This is a genomic window from Limnothrix sp. PR1529, from assembly GCF_002742025.1.
Taxonomy (GTDB): Bacteria; Cyanobacteriota; Cyanobacteriia; order CACIAM-69d; family CACIAM-69d; genus CACIAM-69d.
Genome location: NZ_LIRO01000036.1, coordinates 93,739 through 118,227 on the forward strand (window position 1 = coordinate 93,739; position 24,489 = coordinate 118,227).

The 24,489-nt window shown below is 55.1% G+C and carries 17 protein-coding genes and 1 pseudogene; 10 read left to right on the plus strand and 8 right to left on the minus strand.

The features are described 5' to 3' along the window. Window positions 1-19: 19 nt before the first annotated feature. Both AMR42_RS06040 and AMR42_RS20270 read right to left on the minus strand, forming a co-directional pair. Window positions 20-1,009, minus strand: a complete 990-nt coding sequence (locus tag AMR42_RS06040; protein ID WP_099532556.1) for a LysR family transcriptional regulator — start codon at window positions 1,007-1,009, stop codon at window positions 20-22. Window positions 1,010-1,017: 8 nt separating this feature from the next. Continuing rightward, window positions 1,018-1,170: a hypothetical protein gene (locus tag AMR42_RS20270; protein ID WP_158234379.1), complete on the minus strand. Its 153-nt coding sequence runs from the start codon at window positions 1,168-1,170 to the stop codon at window positions 1,018-1,020. 684 nt (window positions 1,171-1,854) lie between these two features. Here AMR42_RS20270 and AMR42_RS06050 point away from each other — a divergent pair. The 5 genes from AMR42_RS06050 (at window position 1,855) to gmk (ending at window position 5,949) form a co-directional block, all read left to right on the plus strand. Beyond that, on the plus strand, window positions 1,855-2,598 hold the full coding sequence (locus AMR42_RS06050; RefSeq protein ID WP_099532584.1) for an NnrU family protein: 744 nt from the start codon (window positions 1,855-1,857) through the stop codon (window positions 2,596-2,598). Between the two features lie 155 nt (window positions 2,599-2,753). Further along, a complete protein-coding gene (locus AMR42_RS06055) occupies window positions 2,754-3,092 on the plus strand; it encodes a co-chaperone YbbN (protein WP_234406677.1) in 339 nt (112 codons plus the stop codon). A 158-nt stretch (window positions 3,093-3,250) separates the two neighbouring features. After that, entirely contained in the window at window positions 3,251-4,399 is a 1,149-nt protein-coding gene (locus tag AMR42_RS06060; RefSeq protein ID WP_099532559.1) for a quinone-dependent dihydroorotate dehydrogenase, read from the plus strand. Window positions 4,400-4,572: 173 nt separating this feature from the next. Further along, window positions 4,573-4,965, plus strand: a complete 393-nt coding sequence (locus tag AMR42_RS06065; protein WP_199309177.1) for a plastocyanin/azurin family copper-binding protein — start codon at window positions 4,573-4,575, stop codon at window positions 4,963-4,965. Window positions 4,966-5,367: 402 nt separating this feature from the next. After that, entirely contained in the window at window positions 5,368-5,949 is a 582-nt protein-coding gene (gene gmk, locus AMR42_RS06070) for a guanylate kinase (protein ID WP_099532560.1), read from the plus strand. A 177-nt stretch (window positions 5,950-6,126) separates the two neighbouring features. Here the strand turns inward: gmk and AMR42_RS06075 are convergent, their stop codons facing one another. Further along, window positions 6,127-7,530, minus strand: a complete 1,404-nt coding sequence (locus AMR42_RS06075; RefSeq protein WP_099532561.1) for a tetratricopeptide repeat protein — start codon at window positions 7,528-7,530, stop codon at window positions 6,127-6,129. A 707-nt stretch (window positions 7,531-8,237) separates the two neighbouring features. On the opposite strand from AMR42_RS06075, the gene AMR42_RS06085 reads away from it, so the two are divergent. Then, window positions 8,238-10,568: a diguanylate cyclase gene (locus AMR42_RS06085; protein WP_099532563.1), complete on the plus strand. Its 2,331-nt coding sequence runs from the start codon at window positions 8,238-8,240 to the stop codon at window positions 10,566-10,568. Between the two features lie 125 nt (window positions 10,569-10,693). On the opposite strand, the gene AMR42_RS06090 is transcribed toward AMR42_RS06085, so the two are convergent. After that, a complete protein-coding gene (locus tag AMR42_RS06090; protein WP_099532564.1) occupies window positions 10,694-11,029 on the minus strand; it encodes a cupin domain-containing protein in 336 nt (111 codons plus the stop codon). 40 nt (window positions 11,030-11,069) lie between these two features. Then, window positions 11,070-12,089, minus strand: a complete 1,020-nt coding sequence (locus AMR42_RS06095) for a histone deacetylase (RefSeq protein ID WP_099532565.1) — start codon at window positions 12,087-12,089, stop codon at window positions 11,070-11,072. A 486-nt stretch (window positions 12,090-12,575) separates the two neighbouring features. Between AMR42_RS06095 and AMR42_RS06100 the strand changes: the two genes are divergently transcribed. Then, window positions 12,576-15,236 (plus strand): M1 family metallopeptidase, encoded by a 2,661-nt coding sequence (locus AMR42_RS06100; protein WP_099532566.1) that lies wholly within the window; start codon window positions 12,576-12,578, stop codon window positions 15,234-15,236. A gap of 102 nt (window positions 15,237-15,338) precedes the next feature. Here AMR42_RS06100 and AMR42_RS06105 read toward each other — a convergent pair whose 3' ends face one another. Continuing rightward, window positions 15,339-16,598, minus strand: coding sequence for an S-layer homology domain-containing protein (locus AMR42_RS06105; RefSeq protein ID WP_099532567.1), 1,260 nt, complete (start codon window positions 16,596-16,598; stop codon window positions 15,339-15,341). Between the two features lie 628 nt (window positions 16,599-17,226). Here AMR42_RS06105 and AMR42_RS06115 point away from each other — a divergent pair. Further along, window positions 17,227-18,414 carry a GNAT family N-acetyltransferase gene (locus AMR42_RS06115; RefSeq protein WP_099532569.1) on the plus strand — a complete coding sequence of 396 codons (1,188 nt, stop codon included), beginning with the start codon at window positions 17,227-17,229 and terminating at the stop codon, window positions 18,412-18,414. Window positions 18,415-18,424: 10 nt separating this feature from the next. Here the strand turns inward: AMR42_RS06115 and radC are convergent, their stop codons facing one another. Both radC and AMR42_RS06125 read right to left on the minus strand, forming a co-directional pair. Beyond that, window positions 18,425-19,156 carry a DNA repair protein RadC gene (radC, locus tag AMR42_RS06120; protein WP_099532570.1) on the minus strand — a complete coding sequence of 244 codons (732 nt, stop codon included), beginning with the start codon at window positions 19,154-19,156 and terminating at the stop codon, window positions 18,425-18,427. A gap of 190 nt (window positions 19,157-19,346) precedes the next feature. Continuing rightward, window positions 19,347-21,983: a DUF3536 domain-containing protein gene (locus AMR42_RS06125; protein WP_368670724.1), complete on the minus strand. Its 2,637-nt coding sequence runs from the start codon at window positions 21,981-21,983 to the stop codon at window positions 19,347-19,349. 377 nt (window positions 21,984-22,360) lie between these two features. Here AMR42_RS06125 and AMR42_RS06130 point away from each other — a divergent pair, with 377 nt between their 5' ends. Both AMR42_RS06130 and AMR42_RS21065 read left to right on the plus strand, forming a co-directional pair. Continuing rightward, the gene (locus tag AMR42_RS06130; RefSeq protein ID WP_099532572.1) at window positions 22,361-23,683 is read left to right on the plus strand and encodes a P-loop NTPase fold protein; all 1,323 of its coding nucleotides are present in this window, start codon (window positions 22,361-22,363) and stop codon (window positions 23,681-23,683) included. Further along, window positions 23,680-24,489, plus strand: a pseudogene (locus tag AMR42_RS21065) (tetratricopeptide repeat protein); the annotation flags it as partial. The gene AMR42_RS06130 and the pseudogene AMR42_RS21065, both read left to right, overlap by 4 nt.

Here is a 24,489-nt window from a genome sequence, read left to right on the forward strand (position 1 = left end):
GGGATTAATGCCAAATTGACTAATCCAAACTAATCAGCATTTCCGGTTCCGGAGAGCTAGGGACGCTCGGGGGCGGTGGATATAAATCGGCTGAAGCAAAATGGGGCAAAATGTCGCGAGTGAAGGCTTCTGCGGCCTTGGAGCGATAGCGGTTGGGGTTGGTAATCACCTTGAGGATTCGTTCAACCCGGAAGTTTTCGATTTGGCTGCGGTGAAGGTGGCCTAATTGCAGTTCTTTTTCGATCGCCGCTACGGAGACAAAGGCCGCGCCGAGACCTGCTTGAACTGCGTTTTTAATGGCTTCGATCGAGTTCAATTCCATATCCACCTTGAGGCGGCGGGTGTCAATTCCCGACTGACTCAAAACCGTATCAATCACTTTGCGGATGGTGGATTGGGAGTCAAGGGCAATGAAAGACAACCCATAGAGATGTTCCCGATCGATGGGATCAAGCTGGGCCAAGGGGTGCTGAGGTGGCAAAATCAGCGCCAGCTCATCGCGGGCATAGGCCAACACTTCCAAGGACTCTTGCAGCTCGGCCGGCACTTCGCCGCCAATGATGGCCAGGTCGATTTGGCCATTCGACACGCTCCAAGAGGTACGGCGGGTGGAATGCACATGCAACTGCACCCCCACCTCGGGATATTTGTCGTGGAACATGCCAATCATCCGAGGCAGCAAATAAGTCCCGGTGGTTTGGCTGGCCCCCACGATCAGGGTTCCGCCTTGGAGGTTTTGCAAATCTTTGATTGCCCGGCAGGTTTCCTGGCAAAGGGTCAGAATCTTTTCGCCGTAACTCAGCAGCATGTGGCCTGCTTCGGTTAGTTGGGCCCGGCGACCGCCGCGATCGAACAGGGGCACATCCAATTGGCGCTCTAGGTTTTGTACCTGCAAGCTCACCGCAGGTTGCGAAACATAGAGGCTGTCGGCGGCCCGCTTAAAGCTCCCTTCAGCGGCGATCGCCTTGAGGATGCGGAGTTGGTCAAGCGTGAATGGCAAATCGGACATAGACAGTACTACAGCCTGGAGAAAGCCATCGAGTGGAATGGGATGGAAATCGATCGGGAGTTGGCGAAGAAAGCCGTTGCTGCAAGATGTTGCGGCGCGATCGGGTGAGACGGCACAGGGCGAAACAGCACAGGGCGCAACAACACGAGGCGAAACAACATGAGGCGAAACAACACAGGGCGAAACAGCCTTTTGGCGGAAGGTTGCACTGGGAAGAGTCCCCAACGCCAACCATCAGGGCCCGGGCCAAATTCACAGGCCCACCATTCTGGAGAAAGGGGGCGTGAATCGAGAGGTTACGGGGCGACTGAACCGTAGACAGTGAACCTTAGGCGATCGAACGGTGACAAATAATCATCAACCTAGGATCTCATCTCGACCTAGCCGCACGATCGCCCGTTCTTCATTATTCTGAAGCAGACCCCCACCATTTGATTAAAAACATTTATGAGAAAATTTCGGTTCCCTGATAGACCCAGGATTAAACACAGCACCAATCCCTGCGGCGCACCGACCAAAAACCGGTAAATTCCTATCCTGGAGCGCTGAGGCCGGTTGCTGCCGTCTTCCAGCCACCTTTGGGGATCTCCAACTCTCTCTGGGGTTGTTTCCAGCTATCTTGGGTTGCCTCTGGTGATTTCCAGCAATTTTCGGGGCGATTTCTGGCGCTCTCGGGTCACCTGTGGCGATTTCCAGTCACCTTTGGTCATTTTCGATTATTTCGGGTTTTGCCCGACTGGATCAACGATCCTCCCTCTGCCCTCACTGCCGATTGCGTGATTGATTGCATCATGATTTCCATTTTCTCCCTCGGATTTACTGGATCGATCGGCTCGATCGGGGCAATGAGTTCCCTCCTGGGTTTGGCCCCTTGGCTCACTCCCGCCTGGTTTCCCGCCAGCCATTGGATCATGCTGGGTTTGTTGGTGGGGTTTGCGGTTTTGCACAGCGGCCTAGCAGCCCTGCGGATCAAAGGCGAAGCCCTGATCGGCGCGCGGGCCTACCGGGTGTTGTTCGCCTTGGTCAGTTTGCCGGCCGCGGGATTGTTGATTACCTACTTTTTCAACCATCGCTACGACGGGATCCAACTTTGGCAACTGCAAGGGGAAGCCTGGGTGCAGCCGGTGGTTTGGATCTTGTCGGCCATTTCATTTCTGTTCCTTTATCCGGCCACCTTTAACCTGTTGGAAGTGGCCGCCGTCGCCAAGCCCCAAGTTCACCTGTACGAAACGGGAATTATTCGGATCACTCGCCATCCCCAGGCGATCGGGCAAATTATTTGGTGCGTGGGCCATGCCCTTTGGTTGGGAACCAGTTTCATGATGGTGACCTGTGCCGGTTTGATTGCCCATCACCTGTTTGCAATTTGGCACGGGGATCGGCGCTTGTATGGCCGCTATGGCGATGCATTCTTAAAAGTCAAGGAACGCACATCAATCATTCCTTTTCGGGCAATTTTTGACGGCCGCCAAACCCTTCAGCTTGCGGAATTTTTGCGTCCGGCCTATGTGGGGGTCACGGCCTTTGTGTTGGGATTTTGGTGGGCCCATCCGGCGCTCATTCGGCTAACGGCTAGCGTAAACTGGTAGGTATCGATCGCCGGGGACAGAGGACATTTCTAGATTGGTTTGCGTGACTAGCCTTCCTGAAATGTGCCAAATTCCCGGCGATTTTTGATTATTTTCGTTTATTTCTCGTCCAGCGTTTTTTAATATTTCTTTGCCGGTTCATAATGCTAGATACCATGGATGACTCCAGCTTCGATCGGGAAGTGCTACAAACGCCCGGTTTGGTGTTGGTGAACTTTTGGGCCCCTTGGTGTGGATTGTGTCGTTTGATTGATCCCCTCCTGAATAAGCTGCGATCGGACTGGGGTGAGTCGATCAAGTTGGTTAATGTCAATGCGGACAGCAATCTGAGATTAGCCAATTCCTATCGCCTCACCACCCTGCCGACGGTGATTTTGTTTCAGGATGGAAAACCAATTTTTCGGCTCGATCGCTTTGAAGGCAAAGAAGAGTTTTTGCGCCACCTAAACCGTGCTGTGAATCAAGTGGAATTGTCTCGATCGCTTACGTCCTAAGCAGTTTTCAAGCCGCCGTCGGTTCAAAGCCCCCTAAAACCGCCGATTGCGTCCTTGGCGACTTGATTGGCGACTTGCGCGATCGGGGTGGGTCTGCTCTGCTGTTGGCGAACTCAAGCCCGCATCAGCCTCTTGTTGCCGTCTCTTGTTGCCGTTTTATGGATTGGTATCGCGTCCTTCGTCCGTTGGTGTTTTCGCCCCTGGCTCCTAGCCCCGAACGGGCCCACGACCAGGCCATGGAGTTATTGCAAGGGTTGGCTCAGTTGCGGCGATCGGCCACGGGGCGATCGATGCTCGCCAACCTGCGCCATTGGTTCACTGCCCAAACACCGGAACTGAGTCAAACCCTCTGGGGCTTGAAGTTTGAGAACCCCGTGGGCCTGGCGGCTGGTTTTGACAAAGATGGGGTAGCCGCCGGGGCTTGGGAGCAACTGGGGTTTGGGTTTGCGGAGTTGGGCACGGTGACGCTCCATTCCCAGCCGGGCAACCCGCAACCTCGGCTCTTTCGCCTGCTGCCCGATCGCGCCGTCCTGAACCGAATGGGATTCAACAACCAAGGGGCTGCGGCGCTGGCTGAACGGCTGGCCGCCCTTCGCCCTTCCCCCTGGGAAAATCCCAACATCCCGATCGGGGTCAACCTGGGCAAGTCCAAAATCACTGAATTGGAAGGAGCCGCCGCCGACTATTTGGGCAGCTTCCGGCTGCTGAAGAATTGGGGCGATTATTTCGTGGTGAATGTGTCTTCGCCCAACACACCCGGCCTGCGATCGCTCCAAGATGCCGATCGACTCGGGGAAATTTTGGACCGCCTTCAGCAAGACAACCAAGGCCAGAAGCCCCTGTTGGTGAAAATTGCGCCGGATTTGGAATGGAGCGCGATCGATGACGTAGTGGGCCTTGCCCAGCGCTTTGGTCTAGCGGGGGTGATTGCCACCAACACCACCATCCGCCGCGACCAACTGCAAACCAAAACCCTGAAGCAAACGGGCAATCCAATCACCGCCGAAGCCGGGGGCATTAGTGGCCAACCCCTGCGCGATCGGGCCACGGAAGTCATTCACCATATCTATCGCCAAACCGCTGGCCAACTGCCCATTATTGGCGTGGGTGGTATTTTCAGCGCCGAGGATGCCTGGGACAAAATTGCCGCCGGGGCCAGCTTGGTTCAGGTCTACACCGGCTTTGTCTACGAGGGGCCGGGACTGCCCCGCCGCATTGCTGAGGGTTTGGCGGCCAAGCTGGCGGAGCGTGGCTGGTCATCCATTACCCAGGCGATCGGCTGTGGTCACGGTTCCTTGGAGCAATAAGCTCGATCAAGCTGATCTAATCCAATCGATCTGACCCAATCGATCAAACCCAATCGATCTGACCTAATCGGTCAACTCGAATCGGTCAAAGGAAATTGGTCAAAACCAGCACCGTTGCTACGGGAGAGCGATAGAATTCAACCTGTAAAACCCCTTTCATGAGTTTTTGACCAATGAAAGCTTGGATGAAATCGATCGCCCGTCGCGCTAGCCTGCTGGTGGCTGCCGTCGTTCTGTTTGCTGGTGTGTTGTTCGCCGTGGCTCCCAGCGCCCTGGCCGAAACCCACAGCGTGCAAATGACCAACCTGCTGAAGTTCTCCCCTGAAACCGTGACCGCCAAGGCTGGCGACACGATCGTTTGGTCGAACCCCGCTGGTTTGCCCCACAACGTGGTGTTGGAAGATGCCTCGAAGTTTGACGCGGCTGAAGTGAAGAAACTGGGCCAACTGTTGGGCAAAGGCGAAGCTGGCTTCACCCTGCCGAGCGACCTGCCTGCTGGCACCTACAGCTACTACTGCGCACCTCACCGTGGCGCTGGCATGGCCGGCAAGATTGTGGTTCAGTAACCACCGGCTAATTTATTAGGCTAATGACATTGGCTAACTACACCTTGTGGCAAGCCAGATAGCCCCAAGAATGTGATCGAGCGATCGTGGAAAATGCAACCATGGGCCTAGTGCCTAAGGGGCTAAAGCCACGCTCAAAATCGCTAAAACTGACAGGATGATTGGGATCTAGGCTGATGGACTAGGAGCGACCTGGCTCCATCACTTGACAGGCTTTCGGTTGACAAGTTCTTGATTGATCGGTTTTTAATTCACGAGGTTTCGATTTTTTAGATCAGCTTCAGTTGGCTTCAGTCGGCTTTAGGTTGGCTTTAAGCTGGCTTTAGGTCAGCTTTAAATCAGCATTGTTTTCCCTTGCTTGAGACCAGTATTAATGCATTTGAAGATCGGCGCGCAACTCAAATGGCGAACGGAACGCTAACGGTATTAACAGGCCCCAGCGGCGTGGGTAAGGGCACATTGGTGAAGCTGTTACGCGAACGCCATCCCGATTTGTATTTATCCGTTTCTGCCACCACGCGATCGCCCCGTGACGGCGAAGTGGACGGGCAGGATTATTTCTTTGTGTCGCGCGATCGGTTCATGGCCATGGCTGAAGCGGGTGACCTGCTGGAGTGGGCTGAGTTTGCCGGTAATTGTTATGGAACCCCGCGCCAACCGATTGTGGAGCGTCTGGCGCGGGGCGAGCAGGTGTTGTTGGAAATTGAGTTAGAGGGAGCGCGTCAGGTCAAAACCACGTTTCCCGAGGCGTTTCGGGTGTTTGTGTTGCCGCCGTCGTTGGATGAGTTGGAACGACGGTTGCGATCGCGTGGCCAAGATGCCGAAGCAGCGATCGAGCGGCGTTTGGCCCGAGCCCGCGAGGAAGTGGCCGCCGCCGATGAATTTGATCAGCAGGTGGTGAACGACGACCTAGACAAGGCGCTGATTCAACTGGAATCGATTATGTTCTCCCCGATCGCAACCCCTGTGGCTGGCGAAAGCTGATCAACCCTTTCGTTGCCAGTTCCCAAAGCCAGTTCCCAGACTTTTCGCGAGTCGAAATCATGGGTCTTTGGGGCCTGTTTTCATTGCCCCAATCGTCGTAGCAAGGGGCTTAAGCCCCTTGTTCCTCACGATCTGCCAACGGTGGAATCAGGGTTTCAGGCGATTTGACGACGGGCCCTAATCCTCCGGGAGGTCATCCCGTTCCAGGTCATAGAGCACCTTTTCCAAATACCAATCCTCATCCATGTTGGGGTAATGGTCTCGGGCCCGATCGAGCAAGGTTTGTGCGATCGCTTCCTGGCCGCCAACCCGCCCCAACAGCCGCTGCCAAAGGGGATTTTGGGATTTTTGGGGCGACCCCGGAGACAGGTTCACCGGCTGTTGCAACATCTTGAGTTGTTCCAAGGTGGCGCGATAGCGTTCCCAGTCGTTGCGATCGCAAAACAAGCTGGCGGCGGTTTGGTAGTCCTCGATCGCCTGCTTCAGGTTTTCTTGGCGAACGGCCGCTTGGGCCCGCAACAGCAAAATGGCGGGCCGATCGCCCCCCAACTCCAATGCTTGGTTATAGTCCCCGATCGCGGCGCTGTAGTTTCCCAGTGCCTGTTGGGCATCGCCCCGCGCCAACCACAGCAGCGGGTTTTGGTCATCTTGGGCTAAGGCTTGATCTAAATCCGTCAACGCCCCCGCCCGATCGCCCATTTCCAGCCTGGCCCTGGCCCGGTAACGGTAAAGCGTGGCATCAGCCCCACCCCCTTGAATCGCCCGGTTGCAATCCGCGATCGCCCCTTGCCAGTTGCCTTGCTTAATGCGCACCGCTGCCCGACAGGCCAGCGCCTTTGGATCCTGTGGATCCAACTTCAGGGCCCAATCTAACTCCGCGATCGCCCCCTGCACATCTCCCGACTCCGCTCGGTTCAGAGCCTGGGCATAAAAGGCTTCTGGGCGCATCATTGCTCCCACGGGTGCGCCCGAATTGGGTGTACCTGTATTGGATGTGCCCGTGCTGGACGCACCTGTACTGGATGTGCCCGTGGCGGTGGCCTGCAAACTGGCCAACGTGGGCGGCGCATTAAACGGGGGCAACGGTTCCGTCAGCACGGGCGGACTGGCGTTGGGTTGTAGCTGCTTCAGTAAATCCAAACATTGCCGGGCCCCCACGGGATCGCGGCGATCGAGATAAAGCTCCGTCGCCTTGCGCAGGCTGACGATCGCGGCGGCCAGATCTCCTCGCTTGCGCAGGGCCGTTGCCTTCAGTTGGTGGGCCGCTGGATTTTGGGGATTGAGCTGAAGCAGGCTGGCTAAATCATCCAACGCTCCATCAAAGTGATCCAAAACCACACGAACCAAGGCTCGGCCATAGAGAGCCGGTTGATAATCATTGGCCAGTTCGATCGCCCGTGAATAGTCAAAGGCAGCCTGTTGCAACCGGCCCATATCAAAATAGGCCAAACCCCGCCGGTAATAGGCTTCAGACCAATGGGGATCCGCCGCAATGGCTTGGTCAAAGCAAGCGATCGCCGCTGCTTGGTCGCCTTGTTTTGCCTGCTCGATGCCCTCCCAAAAGGCCGCATTATCAGTCATCACGCCGCCTCGCTGATCACATTACCGACCGCCATCATTAGGGCAATCCTAGCAATTGGTAGAGAGCTTGCGGTGATTTGTATCAATCCATACGGATTTTGAGGCGAACTTTCTTGGGTTGCCGCCCCCAATTCCTCAACAACAGGGCTGATCATCAACAACCCTTGGTGAAGACCGGGCCAACCCACTCATAATAAATGCGGAGCTGTTGATTGCTGGTTAGTCCCGCCGTGTGGTGACTGGCCACTCGGCTTGGTGGTTGCTGCAAGCTGTCCACCGCTCGATTCATCCAACAATTGATCCAGCAGTCCATCTGGTAATCCAGTCGGTGATTCAATTCGGCGATTCCATGGGGATTCAATAACGAGCATCTCAGTTCGTGCATCTAGTCGGAGATCTGGAGATCTAGTACATCGGGAAATGCATCAGGCAATCCATCAGGGTCTTGGGATGAATGGGTTAGGATCAGGTGATCGCGCGGCTCTGTGCGGCGATAAACAGCCCTAGCACTGTTTGAGTACTGATTTTGGATATTAATTTGGATATTAGTCGTGATCAATTAGCCCCAAGCCGCCCGCTTACCCCTTAGCGATTGCTGGGGACGTTGCTCATGGTCAGCCGGCCCCATCGGCCCAAACACTGCATCACGGCTGCCAAAAACGATTCAAACGATTTCACTGATTCAGGCGTTTGCTTTTTCCTATCCTGTGCTTGATTCTCACCAAATTATTCCCGCTGTCCGTTCCCTGTCCCTGGGCGAAGCTGGCTACCTTGCGGCAACGCAAGCGCTGGTGATTTCAGCGGACAAAACTATCGCAGACATGGTGCAGCATCTTCAGGGAATTCACCCATCGCAGATTGCTGAATCACAATTAATTGTGCTGGTGTTGCCGACGGCCCAGGGCGAGAAGCCGATCGGGGTGCTGACGGTGAGCGAGCTGGCCTGGGCCGTGGCGACCCAGCGGGAATTGGCCACCTCTGCCCTCATGAGCCTGGCCAGACCGCCCGTGACCTTGCCCGCTCAGACCAATTTGCAAACCGCTTGGGACACGTTTCAGGCTCAAAAATGCGCCTGGTTAGTGTTGCTAGAGGAGCAGGGAGTTTTTGCGGGGGTCATTTCTCGTACGGCTTTGCTGGAAGCGGTGGTGGAACGGGGCGGTCTGGCTGGTCAGTTGTCAGAACCAGCCCCAGACTCAGACTATTCCCCGCTAATTTGTTCGCAGCCGGTGCATGGCTACTGGTCCGCCGGTTTGACCCATTTCCTGGGACAAGTGGGCGATGGGGTTGCCCAAGTGGTGAACGATGGGGTTTGGGAATGGAACCTAACGACCGATCGCCTGGTGTTGTCCCCTCGGTGGAAGGCCCTGTTGGGCTATGGCCCCTCGGAGTTGGCCGATGAGTGGGCCACTTGGGAACAGCGGCTCATTGAGGAAGATCGATCGACCCTGAACAATCTGCGGCAGGCGGTGCAGGTGAACCAGGCCAACTGCATTCAACTGATTCAGCGGTTTGAGCACCGCAATCAAAACATTGTTCATGGCCTGGTGCGGGCGGTGCGCCACAGCGCGGTCAACGGGGAAGATATCCTTTGGGGAGTCCTGACGGACATTAGCGAATTGGCCCGCACCCAACAGGAACTGGCGGATATTCTCGACAGTTCGATCGATGGAATTGCTGCCCTGCGCACGATCCGCAACGGGGCCGGGCAGATTGTGGATTTTTTGTGGACGGCGGTGAACGCTTCGGCCGAAATGGTGCTGGGGCGATCGCGCAATCAACTGCTGAATCGACAACTGCTTGATCAAGTGCCCCTTGTGCGCCAAGACGGCCTCTTTGAAGCCTATGTGCGGGTGGTGGAAACTGGCCAAGCCTTCAGTCGATCGCTCCGAATCACCCAAGTTGACGGCCGCGATGCTTGGTTGCAACTCACGGCGGTGAAATTAGGCGACGGCCTGACCCTGACTTTTCGGGATGTGACCCAAACCAAGCAGGCCGAACAGGTGCTTCAGGAAACCAATCAACAACTGGAGCGACGCATTGAGGAGCTGAAGTTTCGCAACCGCGAAATGGCGCTGCTGAGTGAAATGATTGATTTCCTGCAGGTTTGCGTGACCGTGGAGGAAGCCTACACCGCCGTGGCCGACCTGGTGCAAGCTCTGTTTCCCGGCTGTTCCGGGGCCCTGTTTACCCTGGAATCGACTCGCGTGGCCCTGGAGGCGGTGGCCACTTGGGGCCCTGACCCGATCGGGGAAACCCTGTTCTATCCCGATGATTGCTGGGCCCTGCGTCGTGGCCGCATCCATTGGGCCGAGCACAAACACACGGGGTTGCTCTGTCGCCATGCCCACCCCCTGGGATCCCAAGCGGAATCCCTTTGCTTGCCAATGATGGCCCAAAGTGAAACCCTAGGACTGCTGTATCTTTGCACCCCGCAGCACGATTCCCTTTCGGCTCCAAAACAGCAGCTCGCCCGCACCGTGGCGGAGCAGGTGGCCCTGGCCATTTCCAACCTGCGATTGCGGGAAACCCTGCAACAACAAAGCATCCGCGACCCGCTCACCGGTCTCTATAACCGACGCTATTTAGAGGAAGCCCTGGAGCAAGCGGTTTGTCGGGCCCGGCGCGATCGCTCCCCGATCGGGGCAATCATTTTGGACATTGACCATTTCAAACAATTCAACGACACCTTTGGCCACGATGCCGGAGACTTGGTGTTGCAGGAAGTGGCGCAATTTCTGCAAAGTCGCATCCGAGGCTCCGATATCGCCTGTCGCTATGGTGGCGAGGAAATGACACTGATTTTGCCCGGAGCCACCCTCGAAGAAACGGTGCAACGGGCGGAGGTGATGTGCCAAGAGCTGAAGTATTTGTCCTTGCGTCACGGCGGGCAAACCCTGGGGGCAATTACTGCCTCCTTTGGGGTGGCCAGCTTTCCGCAACATGCGGTTACCGTAGCCACCCTTTTGCAAGCGGCCGATGCCGCTCTCTATCAAGCGAAATGGGCCGGACGCGATCGAGTTGTTGTGGCCCAAAGTTAAAAGAACCCAAGATTAAAAGAACCCAAGGTTAAAAGTCGTTTTTGAAATCAATCTTGAAAGCAACATTTCGGGGCTAATCAAGCCTCAAAAACGATAATTCATCCCCTCTCATCAGAGCGCAAATTTCAATAAAAAATTGCCAGCCAAATGGTTTCCACATCCGGGTCTGTCCAAGCAACCCGATGTTTTTGGTGAGCAGGAATATTGAAATAGTCGCCAGGCTTTAGCTCAACCCTGCCTTCCGGTAGTTCCAAATGGGCACGACCTTGAAGCACCAAAACCCATTCGGATTGCGCCTGGTCGTACCAAAACTCAGGTTCCGATCGATGTCCCTTTGATAAAATTCGCTCAATTTTGATCTCGGGAGTTTGCAAAATCGTTTCAAAGATCTCTTCGGGTAACTCGATCGGGAGATTTTGAAAGAGATTATTGATAGAAGCAGCAATTTTAGAATCTGTCATAAAGGCTATATTTCAATCTGTTTAAAGTCGTTGTTCACCACTAAATCAAATACTTGGCTAGAGTGCTTATATGATCACTAGCTGCCGATACTGTAGTCGGTAATCGATATCCTCCACCATGACAAGATAGCACCGGACAATTAAAATGGTGGGCAACTTGTAAGGTGATCTCAGTCAATTGCACAAAGTCTTCATTAGTCCAGTTGGTTGTATCTTCTCCACAGTCTTCTCGATGAGAGTCATATCCTGAGAAAATAGTGATCAAATCAGGTTTCCATGGTAAATGACTTAACCGTTCTTGAAATACCTTGATACTTTCCTTACCCTCATAAAATTCACCACCTAAACCGTCTTCTGCAAGCGCAGTGCGCGGAAAATTCTTGGGAATAGTTGGAATATTGCAATGACCCACGCGATCGGCTTGTTCCGTAGTTCCCCACTGAAGACCAGAAGCCTTGGCCATGTAAATATCTACAGTGCTATGAATACTAATACAATAAACAGATGAATCATGGCTGAAAATTTCTTGAGTGCCATCACCATGATGAATGTCCCAATCAATGACAATGACCTTGGCGAAACCATTCAGTTGGGCATAACGTACTGCTGCCGCTAAAGGATTAAGTAAACAATATCCATGACCCCATTCACGATGGGCATGATGACCAACCATACTGAAGCAATAAGCTCGCTGAAGAATGCCCTGTTTCATCCGATCAATGGCCTCTAGCATACCGCCCAAGCCATATAGATAGCCTGGAATCGCATACTCAAGTCCTTGACAGTCAGAACCAATAGCTGGGAGTGCAAGGCTGGCCTGATCCAATGGGCGATCGAGCGCTTTCAGAATTAGCTTTTTCAGATAGGCTTGACTATGGACACTGGCATAGTCTGCTAACTGAGCTTTTCTAAGGGGCAAGGACTGATATTGTGAACAGCTTTGAGCAAGGGTTTGGCAAACTTGCTGATAATAGGGCAATGAGTATCTGCCGAATGTAATATCGTCGAGTGGCTTGGAAAGGTTAAACGATTGAAGATGAAGATAGGTTGCAAAGCTCATCTTTGTTTATGATTGATGGATATGGTCATCGAATGATGTAAGCTAATAGAATGGCTTGAATAGATTTTAGATTTGAAATTCAATTTGAAATTAAAAATAAAATTAATCTAAATTTTTTAAGAATCAATAACTTTTTAAGAGCCGATTTTTAAGAGCCGACATTGAATATTAGTTGATTTTTACTAAATCAAAAAAGCAAAATCATGATCCTAGTAAATTACTTGATCTCACCTGATTACCCCTGTGATTTAACACCAGACTATAGAGATTATAGCCTACTTGTTTTGAGTTTTGGGCAAATATTATAGACTTCTAGGGATTAAACGCAGTCATTTCTCGATGGTTATGTTAAAAATAACTACGGCGAGTCTGGGATGAGCCAATAATTTTTGTGCCCAAGACCATCAATAATTTGTCAGGCTGGCTCAAATCGTTCAATTTGTCAGCAATTTTTCGCTAGTCCATCATCGTTAGGGGCAATCCACCATGTCGCGGAATCGGTTTTTGGAAGCATTTTGGGGTTTGAGTGCAGATGAAGCGCGATCGTTTCAACTTCCCGGAGCCAAGCCCCACTATCTCCCCGATCGCCCGGTGCGCACGCAACATGTGGCCCTTGATCTGGTGTTGGATATTCCCAATTGCCAGGTCACGGGAACTTGCTCGATCGACCTGTTGCCCGTACAAGATGGAGTCGATCGCCTGGAATTAGATGCGGTGGCGATGCAAATTCAAGGGGTGCGAGTGGGCAAAACCGCCCAGAAATTTGAGTATGACGGCGAAAAATTAGCCATTACCCTTGCGGAACCAACCCAGCGCGATCACCTCTTTAAATTAGTCATTGACTATCAATTAGATCGTCCCCAACGAGGCATTTATTTTGTGCAGCCCACGGCGGACTATCCCAATAAAAATGTGCAGGTTTGGACTCAAGGCGAGGACGAAGATTCTCGGTTTTGGTTTCCCTGCTTTGATTTTCCAGGGCAACTCTGCACCTCCGAAATGCAAGTGCAAGTGCCCAGTGGTTTGCTGGTGCTTTCAAATGGAGAGCTGATTAATCAGACCACTAAGGGCAAAACCACCACTTACCATTGGCATCAAAAACAGCCTCATCCGGTTTATCTGTTTACCCTGGCTGTGGGAGATTTCGCAGAGATTAAGGATGAGTGGCGCGGCCGACCTGTGAGCTATTACACCGCTCAGAATCGGGCTTCGGAAGCCCAGCGCACCATGGGCAAAACGCCCGCGATGATGGATTTTCTCAGCGAAAAATTTGACTATGACTATCCCTATAGCAAGTATGGACAAGCTTGCATGGAGGATTTCATTTTCGGGGGTATGGAAAACACCTCCATGACCCTGTTAACCGATCGCTGTTTGTTAGATGAACGAGCGGCGATCGATAATCACAATTCTGAAGCTTTGGTGGTTCATGAGCTGGCTCACCAGTGGTTTGGCGATTTGCTGGTCATTAAGCATTGGTCTCATGCTTGGCTGAAAGAAGGTATGGCTACCTATTCCGAAACCCTCTGGACTGAGCATGAATATGGATCGGAGGAAGCGGCCTATTATCGCCTGGGTGATCAACGGGCCTATTTAGGGGAAGATCGGCGGCGCTATCGGCGGCCCATGGTGACCCATGTTTATCGCGAGCCGATCGAACTCTATGATTGCCATACCTATGAAAAGGGCGGCTGTGTTTATCACATGCTGCATCAGGAATTGGGCGATGATTTGTTTTGGAAATCAATTCAAACATTTGTCAAAAATCACGCCTTTGGTGCCATCGAAACGATCGACCTCTTGCGGGCGATCGAACAGACAACGGGTCGCAATTTGTTGTTTCTGTTTGATCAGTATGTGTTTCGAGGAGGCCATCCTGATTTCAAAGTTGCCTATAGCTGGGATGGGGAAAATAACATTGCAAAATTGACTGTGATCCAAACCCAAGCCAAGGAAGGGGATTTGGAGACGCTGTTTAATTTAAAAATTCCGGTGGCCTTTGCAACCCTCAGCGATGAAGCAGCCAGCCCCGCTCCGAAATCGAAAAAGTCAAAAAAAGCGGCAGCTCCCGCCCCCAAGGTCACGTTCAAAACCGTGAAGCTGGCCATTCACGATCGGGAACAGACCTTCTATTTCCCCTTGGAGCAAAAACCAGATTTCGTCAGTTTTGATCCGGGGAATCATTGGCTCAAAACGGTGGAGCTAGATTATCCGCTGCCGGAATTGAAAGCCCAATTGCAGTTTGATCCTGACCCGATCGCCCGGGTGTTTGCGGCTAAGGCGATCGCCCAAAAAGGCACGCTGGAGGCCTTGAATGCTTTGGCCCAATCCCTGACCCGCGATCGCTTCTGGGGGGTGCGTGCCGAGGTGGCCGATCACCTGGCCACCATTGGGCTGGATGGGGTGTTGGCGGCCCTGAAGCCGGGGTTGAAGGATTCGGATCCCCGCGTGCGCCGATCGGTGATTCAGGCCATTGCTTCCCTCAAAACCGAGGCGGCTTATTCAGTGCTGGAGCCGATCGCCAAAAAGGGTGATGCCAGCTATTCCACCGAGTCGGCGGCCTTGGCGGCCATCGGGTCGATCGCGTCTGCCCAACCGGCCTTGGCCGATCGGGCGATTACGCTGCTCAAATCTGCCCTGAAGAAGCGATCGGGCTGGAATGAAGTGGTGCGATCAGGGGCCATCAGTGGCCTGAGCGCCCTCAAAACCTCCGCCGCCGCCCTGGAACTGATTTTGGAAACCAGCCAACCGGGCATTCCCCAGGCCCTGCGCTTGGCGGCCATTCGGGCCCTGGGCGCAGTGGCCAACGGTCAAGAAGCCCCAGCGATCGATCGGGTCTTGAATGGGCTGCAAACCTACGCCCGCGAGAGCTTTTTCCTAACCCAAGTGGCGGTGGTAGCTGCCCTGGGACAAATGGAAACCACCAAGGCGATCGGGATTTTGCAAGGGTTGGCCAACCAGTCGCCCGATGGCCGCGTGCGTCGGATGGCAGAAGAAGCCGTGAAGCGAGTGCAGCACAATGCGGGTTCTGATCGCGCCTTGGATCAGGTACGCCAAGAGTTAGATCAACTGAAAAAAGACAACCAAACCCTGCGATCGCGCCTGGAAGATTTGGAAGCAAAATCGAAACCGCAACCCGCGAGCTAAGGGCCATGGCGCTCGATCGCGCTCAACGGGATGCTCTCAACGGGACTGAGAACGCTCTGAATCAGGGTCTCAGTCCCGTTGCCGGGCTTGCGGACTTCCCGCCTAGCGAGCCGCCACCACAAAATCATCCGTGAGGGTCAGGTTCAGATTCGTTTCCGGTTGCACCACCAGCACATCGATGCTGTTGCGACCCAAGAACCGCTCGATTAGGCTCAAGAGCGCACCGCCACCCGCACCGATCAGCAACTCTTCCGTGGCGATCGCCCGATCGCCCGTCACCGCCGAGATGGCCGCCGCCGCCGCCGTCCCGATCGCCGTATTCTTCAGCAACCGACCCAAATCAGCCCCCTTGCGCACCGTTTCCGTCGTTGTAATCACACTGGACGTGGCCTTCAGGGAGCGCGTTGAACCATCGGGCATCACAATTTCCTGCGCCACAAACTGCGTCGCCTTGTCGCCGGCCGGCCGCAGATTGCCCTTCACTTGGCTACCCGCCGGAATCAACACCTGGCCCGTGGTGGTGGTGATGTTGTTGCGCACATTAAAAGTCACCGGCAAGGTTTCATCCGGCATCAACAGGATTTTTTCCTTCATGTAGCTCACAGGCAGGGATGTGCCCGCCGCAATCCGATAGTTGGTGGCCACGGTTTGAGCATTGGCAATATAAGGCGAACTCAGAGCCGCCACTCGCCCTTCACTGGTCAAGGCTTGGTAGAGAAAAGCCGCCACTTCCGCTCGGGTGGCATTGCGCCCAGGGTTCAAATAGCTGACGTTCGGATAGTTCACCACCATCCGTTTTTCAGTGGCTGCCGCGATCGGGCCGCGGGCAAAATTGGAAATGGCCCCACTATCCGCAAAATTGCCTAAAACCTGTTCCGTGGGAGCCGCTGCTTGATAGTTCAAACCATTTGCCAACGCCACCAAAACCTGCTCGCGCGGAATGTTTTGTTCCGGCAAAAAGATGCCATCGGGATAACCAGAAACAAAGCCCATTTCATAGGCGCGGCGAATGGCATCATAGGCCCAATGGCTGCTGGGCACATCCACAAAATTGATCGCGCTGCGGATGCTGCTTCGTTGATAAACCTTGCGTAACATGGCTGAAAATTCTGCCCGCGTGACCGGTGCATCGGGGCGAAAAGTGCCATCGGGAAAACCCGCCAAAATATTTTGAGAAACCAGCGCGCGGATGTAATCACTGGCCCAATGATTGGCAGGTACATCAGGGAATGAAATGGTTTGGGCCACGGCCGGAGCAGGGGCAGCCAGAGGGGCAACCAGCATCGGGGTGATGGTGGTGACGTTCATTCCAAAGGTCATCAACAGAGCGGCGGCGGCTTTCCAGCGATTGCGATTCAGCATGGTTTTAAATCCTGAGGAGCGAGGGGGAACCCGATCAAGAATCCCCTGAAAAATTCTGAGAGAAGCATTCTGTGCGCTTCTTTGCATACTTCTGAAAAGGGGTTTGAAATCCGGAGATCGGAGGGATGGACAGTTGAAAAACTGGCAGATCTTGACGGAGCCGAGTATTTCAAAATTCCCAAACCCGATTGAATTCCGAGGTTTTCCTTCTCAGTTGCTTTATCAGACAACTGTGGTTCTCGGTTGGTTTCCTGGGGTGGGCCAGTTATCCATCTGTCAGGTTTGCAACTACTTGAAGCAACGAATCAGGGTGTTGAATTTCCTGATTTTGAAAGCTTGTGACAATTGAGAATTTGGATGTAAATCACTGAAAATTGGAATGTTGACGAATAAAGAATCAAGCGATTCTTGAATCAGAAACCGAAAGTGCAAAATTGAAAATAATGAATCCAACGGCTTGAATAGCGGTTAAGGAAGGGGCTGAATTACTCACCCGAAAATTAAGGCCCTAGCCCCGATCACAGTACTGGCGTTTGGGATTGACGATCGGGATTCGCCAACGGTTACCCCACCTGGGAATCAAAACCGCTACAGTAGGAGCAACCTGCCATGTGGGAGCGGCTGCGCGATGCCTGCTTTTTTGCCTCAAAATGCCGATCTTGTCCTGCGAGGGGCCCAATATCGCGATTTGGATGCGATCGCCCAGCTTGCGGCGGACTCAGCGGACTTTGACGGGCTAGGAAGCCCCCTGGAAACGGCAGGGGTGGATTGGTCGCGGCTGCGCACTTGGTATGGCTTATCGGCACTGATGGATATGATGGCCCCCAGCCAGCGACGGTTACGGGCCAGCGTGGCCGAGCGCGATCGGCGGGTTTGCGGGGCGATCGCAGTGATGCCCGTGAATCGATCGCGCAGCACTTGGCGCGTGAAGCAGGTGGCTGTGATGCCGGAATGTCGCAGCCAGGGCATCGGTTCCGAGCTGCTGCGCTACTGCTTTGAAACCATTTGGGAAGCACGCACCTGGATGCTGGAGGTGAATGTGCATGGCAAAGATGCCCTGGCGCTCTATCGCCAAAACGGATTCCAGCCGATCGCCCAGTTAACCTATTGGTCTATTCCGCCGGCCGCCCTCACAGCCCTGGCGGAGCGAGAACCGGACTTGCCCAACCTGATGCCGGTGGGGAATGCCGATGCGCCCTTGTTGTATCAATTGGATACGGCGGCTATGCCCCCCCATGTGCGCCAGGCCTTTGATTTGCGCGTGGATGACTTCAAGGCGGATTGGTTGGCGGCCCTGGCGGACACCCGGCAGCGGATGGATGGGCTGGAAACCACGATGGGTTATGTGTTTGAACCCCAACGGAAGGCCGCGATCGGCTATTTCCAAGTGCGATCGCACCGATATGCAGCGCTGCCCCACCGGGCGGAGTTAACCGTGCATCCGGCCTATACCTGGCTCTATCCCGAGTTGATGGCCCAAATGGCGCGGATTACCCGATCGCTCAATCCCGATTTGCCCCTCTTGCTGGCTTCTGCGGACTACCAGCCGGAGCGGGAAGCCTATCTGGAAAGCATTGGGGCCGAGCGATTTGAGCATTCCTTGCTGCTGTCGCGATCGGTTTGGCACAAGCTGCGGGAGACTCGATCGATCTCTTTGGATGCCCTGCAAGAGATGCTGAATGGCTGGCAACCGGCCAAACCAATGACCGGCGGCGGCCGGGTCTATTGGTCGAGTGCTTGGGATGGGCCCACCTTTGACCCGCCGGAAGATCCCCCGGAGAATCCCGAACCGCCGGAGCCACCCGCCCAACCTTGAGCTAGCCCCCTTAGCCCATGTCGGGATAGGCGGCCCAAAGATCGGTGGTCTCGCGCAGGCTGCGAAATTCCCCATAGCCCACCACCAAATGATCCAACAGCGGCAGTTCCAGAAAATGGGCCCCTGCCAAAAGCTGCTCCGTGAGGGTCAAATCCTCAGGACTGGGGGTTAGGTCGCCCGAGGGGTGATTGTGAGCCACAATGCAGGCGGCTGCGCCCTGCCGAATCAGCTCCCGAAAAATATCGCGAGGATGGGCCAGGGTTTGGGTTTCCGTCCCGATCGTCAGGACTTGGGTGGCTAGGAGTCGATTTTTGGAATCTAACAACAACAGGGCAAACCGTTCCTGCGGTTGCCACATCAAATCCTGACTGAGGGCAGCGGCGGCGGCGGCTGGGGTGTCAATCACGGCCCGATCGAGCGGTCGGGTTTGCAAAATCCGCTTGCCCAACTCCACCGCCGCCAAAATTGCCGTCGCCTTGGCATCCCCCACCCCGTGAATTTGGGTCAGTTCCGCCAAGGATGCATCGCGCAGAACGGCTAGCGGATCCTGGCGATCGCCCCCCAAGGTTTGCAAAATCAGTTGCCCCAACCCCACGGCCGAGAGTTTGCCCGGCCCTTGGCCCGTGCCCAACAAAATGGCCAACAGTTCCGCATTCGAGAGGCTGCGGGGGCCAAAGGCTGCCAACCGCTCCCGGGGGCGTTCTGTGGCGGGTAGATCCTGAATCCGAGGGTTGTAGGTCATAGGGCTGACATTTTGACCGCCCTTTATGATACTGAAAACTGCCACCACAAAAGCAGGGTAGATCTCTGATATCTCCGATACCTCCAAGATTTTTGCGATCCGGGTTAGGAGATACGGCGGCCCGACGGGATTAGCCTTGGGGCGATCGCCTCGGATTGCCCCTGATCGATTCAGATTGCTGCCAATTGGCTCAAGATGATCGGGGGCGATCGATCAGCAAATTACTGTAGGGGCCCGGTCGCAGCCGCACGGCCAGGGCCTGCCCCAAATCCCCCAAACAGCCCAACCACCGATCATCCAAGGGCGCGGCGGCCATGGAACCCTGCCACCAGAAAAAGAGCCGTTCCTGCACCAAATCCAGATCTAAGGTGAGTTGAAGCGATCGGCTGAGGCTGGTGAGGCGCTCGATCGCATCCACAGCCACCCGGAACCCGCCCAGGGACTGTTCTGGGTCAGCGGCAGGATGCCCGTTCAGTTCCGTTTCCACCAAGCCCAATGCCCGTTCCAGCAACCGCCCGATCGCCCGCGTAATCCAAGGGGCAATTTCCAACCCATCCAATTGACAGTGGAGGCGCTGGGCTTCGGCGGCCACTGCTTCCAACTCCGTTAGCGTTCCCGGCCCGGCCTCGATCGCTGCCAAGGGCCAAGTTTTCAACTCGCCGGCCAACCGCTGCACCAAGGCCAACACCCGCTGACCCAAGGCCAACTCCGCCGCCACCTGTAATTCGCGGGGAACCGGCAGCGCATCTCGATAAAACCGGGTCATGATCCCGCAGTTGTCGCGATAGGCGCGATCGTACAGCGTATCCAGCCTTGCCGTCGTTTCCTGTACCAGCACCCGCATTAGTCGATCGCGATCCTCCGCACAGAGATCCGCCAAGGCAAATCCCCGGGACTGGCCGCCCATGGTGGCACTCAGGGCCAAGACCACCTGGGCCGCACTGGCAGACTCCAACGCCGCAAACAGCCGCTCCTTCAGCTTGCTGTAGGCTAATCGGCCTTGGAACGGCTGCACACAACAGTGAAAATCCCAACCGCCCAAGTGCAAGGCTCCAAAGACAAAATGGGCAGACTCGCCCGCAATATCCGAAGTCACCACCAACTCGCCCACGGCCAAAGCCAGGGATCCCAGCCGTTGCAGTTGGTAATCCTGCTGTTCGATCGTGTAGCAATAGGCTCGGCTTTGGCGTGGTTGGTTGGGAATCAAAGAGCCGATCGCGTGGGCCGCCACCACCTGCTCAAAACTGACATGATCATCCAAAACCAACTGTCGATAAACCTCCGCCCCGTCGCCAAATTCCGGCACGTTGCTAGGGGCCGCTGCCAGTTGGGCCACAAAGTCCGGCTCCAAATTCACGCCGGCCACTTCGGCCGCCAGCTCGATCGCTCGGCTGGCATAGCGCAAAATCTGCACCCCTTCCGGGCGAGAGATTTCCTCAAAAAACCAGCCGCAACTGGTGAACATCAACAGGGCATGGCGCTGCATTTCCAGCAGCCGCAGGGCATCGATTCGCTCCTGGGCTGACAGGGGGCGGGCCCGATGACGTTCCAAAAACGCTGTCATCCGATCGGGCGATCGATCCAAAACCAACTCAATATATTCATCGCGGGCCTGCCAAGGATCCCGCAGCAGTGGTGTGGCATAGCGCTCAAACACCGCCACCAGTCGATCGCGCAAATAATTCAAACTGTCCCGCAACGGTCGCCGCCAGCGCTGATGCCAGCCGCCGCCGCCGCCACAACCGCAATCATCCTGCCAGCGATCGACCCCGTGGGAGCAGCTCCAGGCCGTCACCGGCTTCATGGCCACCTCCCACTCCGGCGGGTGCAGGCTTAGGTAATGGGCAAAATTGGTGGTACACCAGCCTCGCCCCGGAAACTCCATGCTGAGGGCATAGGCCAAGCACTTTTCCTTATCGCGCTTGTGGTGACCAAAGGTTTCCCCATCGGTGGCCACGGAAATGACCTGGCTGGGGCGATCGGCCCGCACCGCCGATCCCAACCGATCGGCAAAGGAAGCGGCACTGGTCAGCACATCCCCAAAACCCATGTCGCCGGAAATTGGCCCATCGTAAAAAAACAGATCAATGTAGCGATCGCGGGCCAAGGTGGCCGCCGGATCCGAAGGCGCTGCCGGGTCGATCGGCTCCGGTTCCCCTCCCTTGGGCACAAAACACCGATAAGACCGAGTGGGGTCAATTTGCCCCGACCCCACATCCACCCAATCCGGCTCCGGATCGGTTTCCGTGGGCAGCGGTCGGCAGCGCTGGGCCTGGGATGGGGCAAAAATCACAAATTTAATGCCCTCTTCGATGAGCACATCAAGGGTGGCGTAATCCACGGCTGTTTCCGCCAACCAAATGCCTTCGGGCGATCGACCAAAGCGCGATCGAAAATCCGCCACGCCCCATCGCACCTGGGTTTGCTTATCCCGCCGATTGGCCAGGGGCATGATGATGTGGTTATAGACCTGGGCGATCGCGTTGCCATGGCCCCCCAGCCGAGCCGCGCTCAGGCGATCGCCCTCCAAAATTCGAGCATAGGTGGCCGGGTCAAACCGCTCCAACCAGCTCAGCAGCGTTGGCCCCGCGTTAAAGCTCATCCACTCAAAATTGTTCACCAACCCCACGATCGCTCCCGAATCATTAAAGATTCGGGCGAAGGCATTGGGTCGATAGCATTCCCGATAAACCCGCTCATTCCAATCGTGGCAAGGGGCCGCGCTGGGCTGCCGCACGATCGCCTCCAAATAGGGATTTTCGCGCGGGGGTTGATAAAAATGCCCATGCACCACCACATAAACCCCAGAAGCGGGGCGATCGGGCATTGGCGAAACGGGGGCTGCGACGGTGCCTTCGTTCGATCGTTTTGCCATCCCCAAGCTCCTAAGCGCCAATTTCCGGTTGATTAACCCTCTAGCGGTTTAACACAAGCGCCGATCTTCCGCAAAATCTCGATCGATTTGTCCCATGGTTCCGTCTTCGGCGATCGGTTGGCGGCCGCTGATCCCCTGCCCAAGCGCCCGCAGGAACTCAGCAATCGGTGCGGGCTATGATTGACCCAAGCCCATGGTGAGGATAAAGCAGGCTAATTCTGGCCAGCACCCCTGTGGCACAATGGCGACGATCGCCCCCATCGGCTGGGGTGATTGACCCGAGAGCAGATCGCCCGGTCTCTCGCCCGTTATTTCGTCTGTGGTTTCCCATGTCTGAAGCATCTTTGGCCAGCCTTGCCCGTTCCGAGGCCTTCCAGAAAGCCTTCCAAAACTTGCAGCTTCAACCCCTGGTGGCCGACCAAGATTGGAAAAACTTTGGGGTGAGCTACAACGATCGCTGCTTGGCGGAACTGGAGCAGCTCGTGGAAGACAGCACCGAGTCAGACAATCAATTCATCTTTGCGGGCCATCGCGGCTGCGGCAAATCGACGGTGCTGGCGGAATTTGCCAAGATGATGCGCGATCGCTATTTCACCGTCTTTTTCTCAATTGCTGATTTGATTGAAAGCTACTCAATCAATCACATCAATATTTTGTTCACCATGGCCGTGCAGTTGATGGCCAAGGCAGAAGCCGAGAAAATCGCGATTTCCCCCAGCAAGATCAACGCCTTTCGCAACTGGTTTAAAACCCGCACCCACATTGAAGAAGCATCAGTGAGTGGCGAGGCAGAAGTGGGCTTCGATCTATTTGGCTTGCTCAAAACCAAGCTGAAGACTGATGCCAAAATGCGGGAGGAAATCAAAACTGAATTTTCCAAGGATCTGCGTGATCTGATTGATACGATCAATAACATTGCTACCGAAATTCGGCTGGCTAGCGGTCAACCCATTCTGGCGATTATTGATGATCTAGACAAACTAGAGTTGACGCAAATTGATGAGATTTTCTACCGCAATTTGAAGTCGCTCCTAGAGCCAAACTTCATTGTGATCTACACAATCCCGATCGCCACCATTCGGGACACGCGCCTCAAAAGCCATCTGGAAACCGAAACCAGCACCAATATCTATGTGATGCCCGTGCTGAAGTTGTTTGCCAAAAACGATAGTCACCGGCCCGATGGGCAGCCCGTGCCCGATAAGTTCCAAACGCTATTGCAGATTCTCCATCGCCGGGTCGTGCCAGACCTGTTTGCCGAGGGAGTTGCTGAAAAAATCGTGCTTTATAGTGGCGGGGTCAATCGGGAACTGATTCGGATTGCCAAGGAATGTTGTCGCCTGATGCGGGTTGAGTTGCGTGTGCAACAACGGCGGGGCGCAGACATTAGCCAAGCCCAAATCAATCAGACTATTTTGCAAGAGGCATTGGATTCGCTCCGCAATGAAATGTCGATTACCCTCGGCAAATCCGATCGCGAGATTCTGGAGCAAACCTATTTCAACTATCAGCCGGACGATCCAAAAGCCGATGAGTTTTTGAATCTCTTGCATAGTCTGTATGTAATCGAATATCGCAACAAAGAAAGTTGGTACGATGTGCATCCTTTGTTGATTGACCAGTTGCGAATTGAGCAGCGGATTGGCGGATGAATCCTAACGATCGCCCAGAAATCACCCACGACAACGATCGCACCTACGATCGCCTCGTCGCTTCCTTGGAAATGGGACTGGGGCAATTGCAGGTTTTGTTGGCTCGGTGCGACCACGATCGCCAACGGTTGGCCTGGATTGAGCGCTACGAAGCCGAGTTAGCTGGCCAGGCACAACCCCTGCGGGCCCGGCTGGATGCCCAAGACCCCAGCTTGCACCGTGCCGTCAGCCTGGCCCTGGCGGAGGCGGGGTCGGCATTGCCCAGCGTGGTGACGGTGTTGGGGGCGGAGTCGCTGGGGCTGACGGGCCCTGAGCCGATCGAGAAGTTCCTGGGCTATTTGCAGTGGACGCGGGAAGCCTTGCGGGAGTTGGCGCTCCCGATCGTTTTGTGGTTGCCATCGCAGGTCTGGCCAGAACTGCCCAAAAAGGCCCCGGACTTTTGGAGCTGGCGGGATGGCGTGTTTTTGTTTGCGGTGGTGGCTCAGGAGACGGCTAATTCATCGGAGATCCGCCCCGATCGCCTTGAGTCGCTGCCCTCGGACAGTACCGATCCGGTGGGGCTATCAATCGCCGATCTAGAAGCTTCTTTAGCTGCTGCCGAAGCTGAACTGGGGCCGAGCAGCCTGGCCGTGGCGGATCTGCTGCGACAGTTGGGCGATCGCTATGCCGATCGCTACAAAGCAGGCCGGGGGCCGGGGGAAGCGATCCCCGCTGAGGACTATTTCCAACGGGCGATCGCTATTTACGACACCCAGGAACCATCGGACAACCTGGCCACCAGCCTGAACAACTTGGCAGGACTCTAC